Origin of the sequence: Paucibacter sp. KBW04 (assembly GCF_003852425.1) — a bacterium.
Taxonomy (GTDB): Bacteria; Pseudomonadota; Gammaproteobacteria; order Burkholderiales; family Burkholderiaceae_C; genus Paucibacter_A.
Genome location: NZ_QAJN01000017.1, coordinates 176,866 through 185,028, shown reverse-complemented (window position 1 = coordinate 185,028; position 8,163 = coordinate 176,866). Strand labels below are relative to the sequence as shown.

Here is an 8,163-nt window from a genome sequence, read left to right as displayed (position 1 = left end):
AGTCGATCTCGGTGATGAACTGTTCGCGCGGGCGGCGCACCTTTTTCAGCTTGACCAGCCAGTCCTTGTCTTCCTCGCGGTAGCCCAGGGGCAGGATGGCCACACTGCGCAGGCCGCGGGCGCGCAGGTTCAGGATCTCGTCCAGCGCATCGGGGTCAAAGCCCTCCATGGGCGTGCTGTCCACTTCCTCGTAGGCGGCGGCGATCAGGGCGGCGCCCAGGCCGATATAGGCTTGGCGGGCGGCGTGCTGGAAATTGGTCTCGGCGTCGCGCTGCGGGTAGTTGCTCAGCAGCATCTGGCGGTAGTTCTCCCAGCCCTCGTTCTTGAAGCCGCGAGCTTCGTTGGTGAGGTCGAACATATGGTTGATGCGCTCGGCCGTGTAGTTATCCCAGGCGGCAAAAACCAGCAGGTGGGAGCCATCGGTGATCTGGCCTTGATTCCAGGCGATCGGCTTGATGCGCTCGCGCACCTCTTTGTTGGTGATGACGAAGATCTCGAAGGGCTGCAGGCCGCTGGAGGTCGGCGCCAAGCGGGCGGCTTCCAGAATGCGCTCCACCTTGTCCTGTGGCACGGTCTTGGCCGGGTCCAGTTTTTTGGCGGCATAGCGCCACTGGAGTTTGTCAATCAAAGCCATGGATCAATCCTTTTTCTTCAAATGCGGGTGGCGGGGACGAAGATGCGTCCACCCAGACTTGTGCGGGCTGCGGATTGAAATACAAGAGCAGGCTCGAAATATTTTGTGCGGCGCACAAGTTCAGGGCTCTTGGCGACTGTGCAGCTTGGCATGCACCCGCTGGGTGGCCTTCCAGACGCTGAACAACACCAGCGGGATGGCCAGACCCACGGCCAGCTCCGGGTTGATAGGCAGGCCGGCCGTCTTCAAGGCCTTGGCGGCGTAGAGCAAGAGGCTGATGACGTAATAGCTGATGGCCGCGATGGACAAGCCTTCCACCGTGGTCTGCAGATTCAATTGCAAGTCTTGGCCGCGCGTCAGCTTGGCCAGCAGCAGCTGGTTCTGGGCCTCGGCCGCAATGTCCACCCGGGTGCGCAAAAGTCCGCTGGAGCGCTCGATGCGCTGCGATAGCGAGCTCAGGCGCTGGGCTGTGGCCGCCACCGTGGCGATGGCGGGGGAGAGCCTGCGCTGCATGAACTCGCCCAGGGTCTGGGTGCCCGGGATGGGTTTTTCCCGCAGCTCCGCCAGGCGCTGGCGCACCAGGCTGTCATAGGCCTGGGTGGCGGAGAAGCGATAGGCATGCTGGGCCGTGGCCCGCTCCACCCCGGCAGCCAGGTGGATCAAGGTGTCCAGCAACTCGGACTCCGAACTGGACTTGGCCTCTAGCTTTTGCGTCACCTCGGCCAAGCTGGCCTCGCCCTCGGCCAGCTGCGGCGCCAGGGCCTTGGCCACCGGCAGGCCGCGCAAGGCCATCAGGCGGTAAATCTCCAGCTCCAGCAGGCGCTGGGAAAGTCGCCCTACCCGGGTGGGCGTGGTACCGGCCGGGGCCATCACCAGCATGTGTTCGAAGCCGGTTTCGCGCAGGCGAAAGTCGGTGACGGCCAGAGAATGACCGTTGCCCAGCAGCGAGGCCACCACCGTGCGGCCGCCAAACCAGCGGGCCGCCTGGGCCAGAGCTTGGTGGGTGTCGTCAATGGCGTGTTCCAACATGATGAGCTTGATGGCGGCCACCGTGCGGCCCGGCACCTGGCTGAGCCATTGACGGTCCAGCAACAGGCTGGAAAGAAGCTCCTCTTCACCCATTTCTTGGGCGGCCCGAGGGCTGCCGTCCAGCGTCACCCGGGCCGGCAGGGCTTGGACCAGGGAGTAGCGGGTGAACTCGCTGTGGCGTTCCCATTTGAGCGTGTGATCCTGGCCGCGCAGGCGCAAGAAATTGTCTTGCAAGTCAGCCAGTTGCAGGCCCTCATGGCCCGGCAGGCGGCGTAGGTGCGCCAACTCCTGCTCCCGGCTCACCTCTTCATTGAGCACGGCGACCGACACCACCAGAGCCGGCAGGCGTATGCGCGCCGAAGGGCGGGCATGGACCTCGTTGTGCAGCTGGACGCGCAGGGCGTCGTCGGCGGGCAGGGCGTAGTTCGCTTGCGATGGCTTGGGTGGCATGGGGGCCATGAACAAATCCTTCCAGCAAATGTGGGGCAGCGGTAGATCGGCTGCCAGAGCGCCGCTCGCCTCCATCATGCCCGAGGCGTTGGGCTTGCTGACTCGCAAGAAACGGGCCTGTGCTCTGGCCGCGAAGAAATCATGGGAAGGCCGCTGCGCTTGAATCGGTATTTATGACTTTAGTTATTGAAGAGTATTTTGATATTGGCTAGATATAGAAAACTATCAATCTTGGTACTTTTCACTTCATTTATTTGATGCCTTCGTGGTGGCCTCGTGTGGCAGCTTTTTATTCTGTCGGATAACTTTACGAATTAAATTAACGCTGTATTTTGATTGTAAAAAAATCTATGTGAAACAATGACTTAAAACATGCGTTACGCATTGGCATGCTGCTTGCTATGCGTGTTGTGCCGGAGTTTCGGCGATTCACAAATACATTCAAGGAGTGAAACCATGAAAACAGCAGTAGCGCTCATTCTTGCCCTGGCGGGCGCCAGTGCGGCGCAGGCAGGAACCATCAGTTTCAACGACGCCAAGCCATTGCAGGTCACCGAAATCAATCAAAGCCTCAGCCTCGGCTTGTTTGATAGCAGCCTGGGTGTCTTGACCGGCATTGCCTTGAGCATCAATGGCGAGATGCTCACCAACATCACCTTGACCAATCGGGCGGCGCAAAACCAAAGAGTCACCGCCAGGGGCTCGGTGGATCTGGACTTCTCCAGTGATCTGGCGGGCTTGAACCTTTTGTTCATTGCCAGCAACCCCTTGACCCTGTCCGCCACGCTGAAGGACGTGGAGCTGGCGTCGAATCAGACCCAGGTCTTCAACAATCAGCGCGACCGGGAAAGCTCTTTGTTCGACTCTCAGCTGAACAGTCTTTGGGGAGACTTCTCGCGCGTCGGCGGTGGCGTGTTCAATATCAGCTGCAAGTCGCTGAGCGGGATTTCGGTCAGCGGAGGTGGCGGCAATATCGAGGCCAGCCAGGAGACGCAGGCGGCCTGCGGTGCAGCGATCACCTACACCTACGGCCCCTCGACCCAAGTCCCTGAGCCCGCTTCCCTCGCCCTGGTTGCCTTGGCCATGGTGGGAGCGACCGTGGTGACACGTCGCCGCCAAGCCTGATGACCGGCAGCGACTGAATAAAAAAAGCCCGGCACTGCCGGGCTTTTTCATGGGCGGGCTTGGCTGGTCTAGGCCAGATTGCGCAACTCACGCAAGGCCACCGAGAGCATGGCCAGGTCCACGCCCTTGGCTTCGCTCAGCTCGCCCAAGAGGCGTTGGGCGCGTTCCAGGGCGTCGCCATTGCGTTGCTCCCAGGCTTGCAGCTTGTCGCCGGACTCGCCGCCCGCATGGCTGAGCACATCGCTGGCGATGGCGCGTTGCAGTCCGGCCAAATCGTCGCCCAGGGCCATCTTGGCCTGGGTCTGCCAGTAGCTTTCCAGGGGCAGGCCGTCGATCTGCTGGCGCAGGCGCGCCAGGCCCAGGCGCGAGCCCAGGCTGGCATGCACATCGGCCACTTCCTCCAGCGGGCGCTGGGTGGCGTCGGCGATCTCGGCGATGTCCAGGGCCGCGAACAGGCTCTCGGCCCGCAGCACGGCCTGGGCCAGTTCCTGCGGCACACCGGCTTCCACCCAGGCGCTGGCGCGGGCGGAGGTGTCGGGCGCTTCAGGGGCAGAGGCCAGGCGCTTGCGCAGCACCTCTACGGCAGGCGTGAAGCGGGCGAACAGCTGTTCCATGGGCTCGGCCAGGCGGCGCGAGCGCAGGAACCATGTCGTGGCATGGCTGCCTAGGCGGCCCAACTCCTCGATCATCTCGGCCTGCACCGCATCGGGCACCTTGTTGTCCAGCGCTTCGATCTGCAACCACAGTGGCACATAGCCAAAGACCTCGCGGGTGGCCAGATAGGCGCGCACGATCTGCGCCGGCTTGGCGCCGGTGGATTCGGCGAGGCGATGCACAAAGGTGGAGCCCACCCGGTTGAGCATGCTGTTGAGCACATGGGTGACGATGATCTCGCGCTTGAGCGGGTGGCGGGGGATGTAGCCCGCATACTTCTCGCGCAGCTGAGCGGGGAAGTAACGTTCCACCGCCGTGCCAATCCAGCCGTCTTCCGGCAGGTCGGAGGCCATCAGCTCATCGGACAACCACATCTTGCTGTAAGCCAGCAGCACGGCCAGCTCGGGGCTGGTCAGGCCCACGCCACGCGCCTTGCGCTCGGCGATCTGCTCATCGCTGGGCAGGAACTCAATCGCACGGTTGAGCTGACCCTTGCGCTCCAGGAAGCGGATGAAACGGGCCTGCTGCTCCAGCATGGCCACGCCTTGCCGTCCGGCGATGGACAGGGCCTGGGTCTGGAAGTAGTTGTCACGCAGCACCAGGGCCGCCACCTCGTCGGTCATCTGCGGCAGCAAGGTGTTGCGCTGCTTCAGCGTCATCTCACCATCGCCCATGGCCAGGCCCAGCAAGATCTTGATATTGACCTCGTGGTCGGAGGTGTCCACCCCGGCGGAGTTGTCGATGGCGTCGGTGTTGATACGCACACCGGCCAGCGCCGCTTCGACGCGACCCCGCTGGGTGCAGCCCAGATTGCCGCCTTCGCCCACCACCTTGCAGCGCAGCTCGGCGCCGTTGATGCGCAGGCCGTCATTGGCGCGGTCGCCCACCTCGGCATGCACCTCGCTGGCGGCCTTGATATAGGTGCCGATGCCGCCGTTGTAGAGCAGATCGACAGGGGCCTTCAGGATGGCGCTGAGCAACTCATTCGGTGCCAGGCGATCGGCCGTGATGCCCAGCACGGCCTGGGCCTGGGGCGAGATCGGAATCGATTTTTCCGAGCGTGCCCAGACGCCGCCGCCTTCGGAGATCAGGCTGGCCTCGTAGTCCGTCCAGGCCGAGCGCGGCAGCTTGAACAGGCGTTCACGCTCGGCGAAGGAGATGGCCGCATCGGGATTCGGGTCGATAAAGATGTGGCGATGGTCAAAAGCGGCCACCAGGCGGATGTGCTTGGACAGCAGCATGCCGTTGCCGAACACATCGCCCGACATATCGCCCACGCCGACGACGCTGAAGTCCGTCGTTTGGGTGTCCAGCCCCAGCTCGCGGAAGTGGCGCTTGACGCTCTCCCAGGCACCGCGGGCCGTGATGCCCATGGCCTTGTGGTCATAACCCACGCTGCCGCCGGAGGCAAAAGCGTCGCCCAGCCAGTGGCCGTATTCGGCGCTGACCGCATTGGCGTAGTCGGAGAAGGTGGCCGTGCCCTTGTCGGCCGCCACCACCAAGTACGGGTCGTCGGCGTCCTTGCGCACCACCTGGGGCGGCGGCAAGACCTGACCCCCGGCCAGGTTGTCGGTCAAATCCAGCAGGGCGCGCAGATAGTCCTGGTAGCAGCTCACGCCTTCTTTCATAAAGGCTTCGCGGTCACTACTAGGCGGGGCTTTTTTGAGCACAAAGCCACCCTTGCTGCCCACCGGCACGATGACGGTGTTCTTGACCATCTGCGCCTTCACCAGGCCCAGCACCTCGGTGCGGAAGTCTTCCGGCCGGTCGGACCAGCGCAGGCCGCCGCGGGCGACCTTGCCGCCGCGCAGATGGATGCCCTCAAAGCGCGGCGAGTAGACCGAGATCTCGTACAGCGGCCTGGGTTCGGGCAGGCCCGGGATCTTGGCCGAGTCGAACTTGAAGCTCAGGAAGCTGCGGCGCGGGCCGGCCGTGCCGCTGTGGCCCGGGCCGGTGCGCCAGAAATTGGTGCGCAAAGTGGCCTGGATCAGGGCCAGCAGCTGACGCAGCACCCGGTCTTCCTGCAGATTGGAGACTTTCTCCAGCGCCTTCTCGATGCCATTGACTTGGGCGGCAGCACCGGCCTCGTCGTTGGCTTGCGGATCAAAGCGCAGCTTGAACAAGCTCACCAGCATGCGGGCAATGCGCGGGTGGGCGGCCAGGGTGGCTTCGATGGCGGCTTGCGAGAGCGCAAAGCCGATCTGGCGCAGGTATTTGGCGTAAGCCCGCAGGACCACGATGTCGTCGCTGGCCAAACCCGCGCGCAGCACCAGGCGGTTGAAGTCGTCGTTCTCGACCTCGCCCCTGAAGACGCGGGCAAACGCATCTTCAAACAAACGGGCCAGGGCCTCGGGTTCGATCTCGTCCGAGACGGTGGCTTGCAGCTGGAAGTCGTGCAGGGAAATCTGTGTGGCCTCGCTGGACTCGCTGCCGCCGCCCTTGACGCGGTGGTTGTACTCACCCAGCACCCGCACGCCCATATGCTCCAGCATAGGCAGGCTGTCGGACAGCACCACGGCCGCGCCGCGGTGATAGACCTTGAAGCCCAGCTCGCCCGGCTGGGCGCCGAGGGGGCGGTAGAGGGCCAGGGCCAGTGGGTTCTCGGGCGAGAGGCTGGCGATCTTGATCACATCGGGCACGGCGGCGCGGGCGCTGACGCGCTCGCGATAGCCCAGCGGGAAGCCGGCCGCCCAGCGCTTGAACAGCTCCAGGCCACGCGCCTCGCCCTCGGCGTCGATCAAGGCGTCGCGCAAATCATCGTCCCAACGGCGGGCGGCGGCGGCCAGCTTGGCTTCCACGTCCTTGCGGTCGTAGCTGGGCATCTGGCCCGGCGTGGTGCGCACGGTGAAGTGGATGCGGGCCAGCACGGCGTCGCTCAGCTGCACATCGAATTCGGCGCTGCTGCCCGAGAAGACCGAGACCAGAATGGCCTGGAACTTGATGCGCATATCGGTCGAATAAGCCTCGCGCGGCACATAGACCAGGCAGGAGACAAAGCGATCGAAGGGGTCGCGGCAGACGAATAAGCGCAGGCGTTGGCGCTCGCCCAGGGCCAGGATGCCCAGGGCGGTTTCATAGAGCTCGTCGTCGGAAATCTGGAACAGATCGTCGCGCGGATAGGTCTCGAGAATGTGTTGCAAGGCCTTGGCCAGATGGCCGCCGGGAGGCAGGCCGGCACGCTCGGTGATGGCCTGGGTGCGGCCGCGCAGCAGCGGGGTTTCCGAGACGCGGGCGCTGTAGGCGGTGGAGGTGAAGAGGCCGATGAAACGGTGCTCGCCAATCACCTCGCCGGCTGTGTTGTAGCGCTTGATGCCGACGTAATCGGTATAGCCGGGGCGGTGCACCGTGGAGCGGGTATTGGCCTTGGTGATCAGGATCAGGGGCAGGGGTGCGCGCGCCATGGCCCGGGCATTGGCGGGCAGGGCGGCGAAGCTGCTGGACAGCTTCTCTTCGGCGCTCTCACGCAGGAGGCCCAGGCCGCTGCCGCTGACCAGGCGCAGGGCGTCCTGGCCGTTTTCGCTCACCAGATCGTGGCGGCGGTAGCCCAGCAAGGTGATGTGGTCTTCGGCCAGCCATTCCAGGAACTCGCGGTTCTCTTGCACCTGTTCCTTGGGCAGGCTGGCGGGGGCTTGGTCCAGCTCGGCGATGGCGCTGCGCAGCTGATTGACCATGGGCTGCCAGTCTTGCACGGCCAGGCGCACATCGGCCAGCACGCGCTCCAGGCCAGCGACCAGATCGGCGCGCTGCTGCGCGTCGACCATGCGGTCGACCTCGATATGCATCCAGGACTCGCGCTTGAGCGAGGGCTCATTGCCCGCCTCGCGGCGCGGCCGGATCGACAAGAGCTGACCCTGCGCATCGCGCTCGACGGCGAAGATGGGGTGAATGATCAGGTGCAGGGTCAGGCCATGGCGGTTGATCTCCATGGTCGTGGTGTCGACCAGGAAGGGCATATCGTCATTGACGATATCGATCACCGAGTGGCGCGAGGCCCAGCCGTTCTCGGCCACGGCCGGGTTCAGGGCGCGCACCAGGGTCTGGCCGGGAAGGCGTTTGGCGCCGAATTGGAGGTGGGAGAGCAGGGCGCCCAGCAGATCTTCGGGCGTGCGCGCCAGCAGATCCTCAGGGTCCAGGCGGGCGAAGTACTCGCGGCCGAAGCTCTCAATCATGGGTTTGAAGTGGGCCGCGCTTTGGTGTTGGCGGGCCAGCGCCAGGACGGCGTCTATGCGTTCGCGTTGAAGCAGTTCTTGTGGATCAGTCATCGCTCATGT

Annotated in this window: 4 protein-coding genes; 1 reads left to right on the top strand and 3 read right to left on the bottom strand. The window is 64.2% G+C overall.

The window, feature by feature from the left end:
• Both DBR47_RS21445 and DBR47_RS21440 read right to left on the bottom strand, forming a co-directional pair.
• Nucleotides 1–634: nitroreductase family protein (locus DBR47_RS21445; protein ID WP_148090433.1), on the bottom strand; the 634-nt coding region annotated here is incomplete at its 3' end.
• Nucleotides 635–754: 120 nt separating this feature from the next.
• Complete coding sequence (locus DBR47_RS21440) at nt 755–2,221, bottom strand: DUF3422 family protein (RefSeq protein ID WP_231512436.1); 1,467 nt, start codon at nt 2,219–2,221, stop codon at nt 755–757.
• A 348-nt stretch (nt 2,222–2,569) separates the two neighbouring features.
• Here DBR47_RS21440 and DBR47_RS21435 point away from each other — a divergent pair, with 348 nt between their 5' ends.
• A complete protein-coding gene (locus tag DBR47_RS21435) occupies nt 2,570–3,238 on the top strand; it encodes a PEP-CTERM sorting domain-containing protein (RefSeq protein WP_197047211.1) in 669 nt (222 codons plus the stop codon).
• Nucleotides 3,239–3,306: 68 nt separating this feature from the next.
• Here DBR47_RS21435 and DBR47_RS21430 read toward each other — a convergent pair whose 3' ends face one another.
• Nucleotides 3,307–8,154: an NAD-glutamate dehydrogenase gene (locus DBR47_RS21430; RefSeq protein ID WP_124453907.1), complete on the bottom strand. Its 4,848-nt coding sequence runs from the start codon at nt 8,152–8,154 to the stop codon at nt 3,307–3,309.
• Between the last annotated feature and the right edge of the window lie 9 nt (nt 8,155–8,163).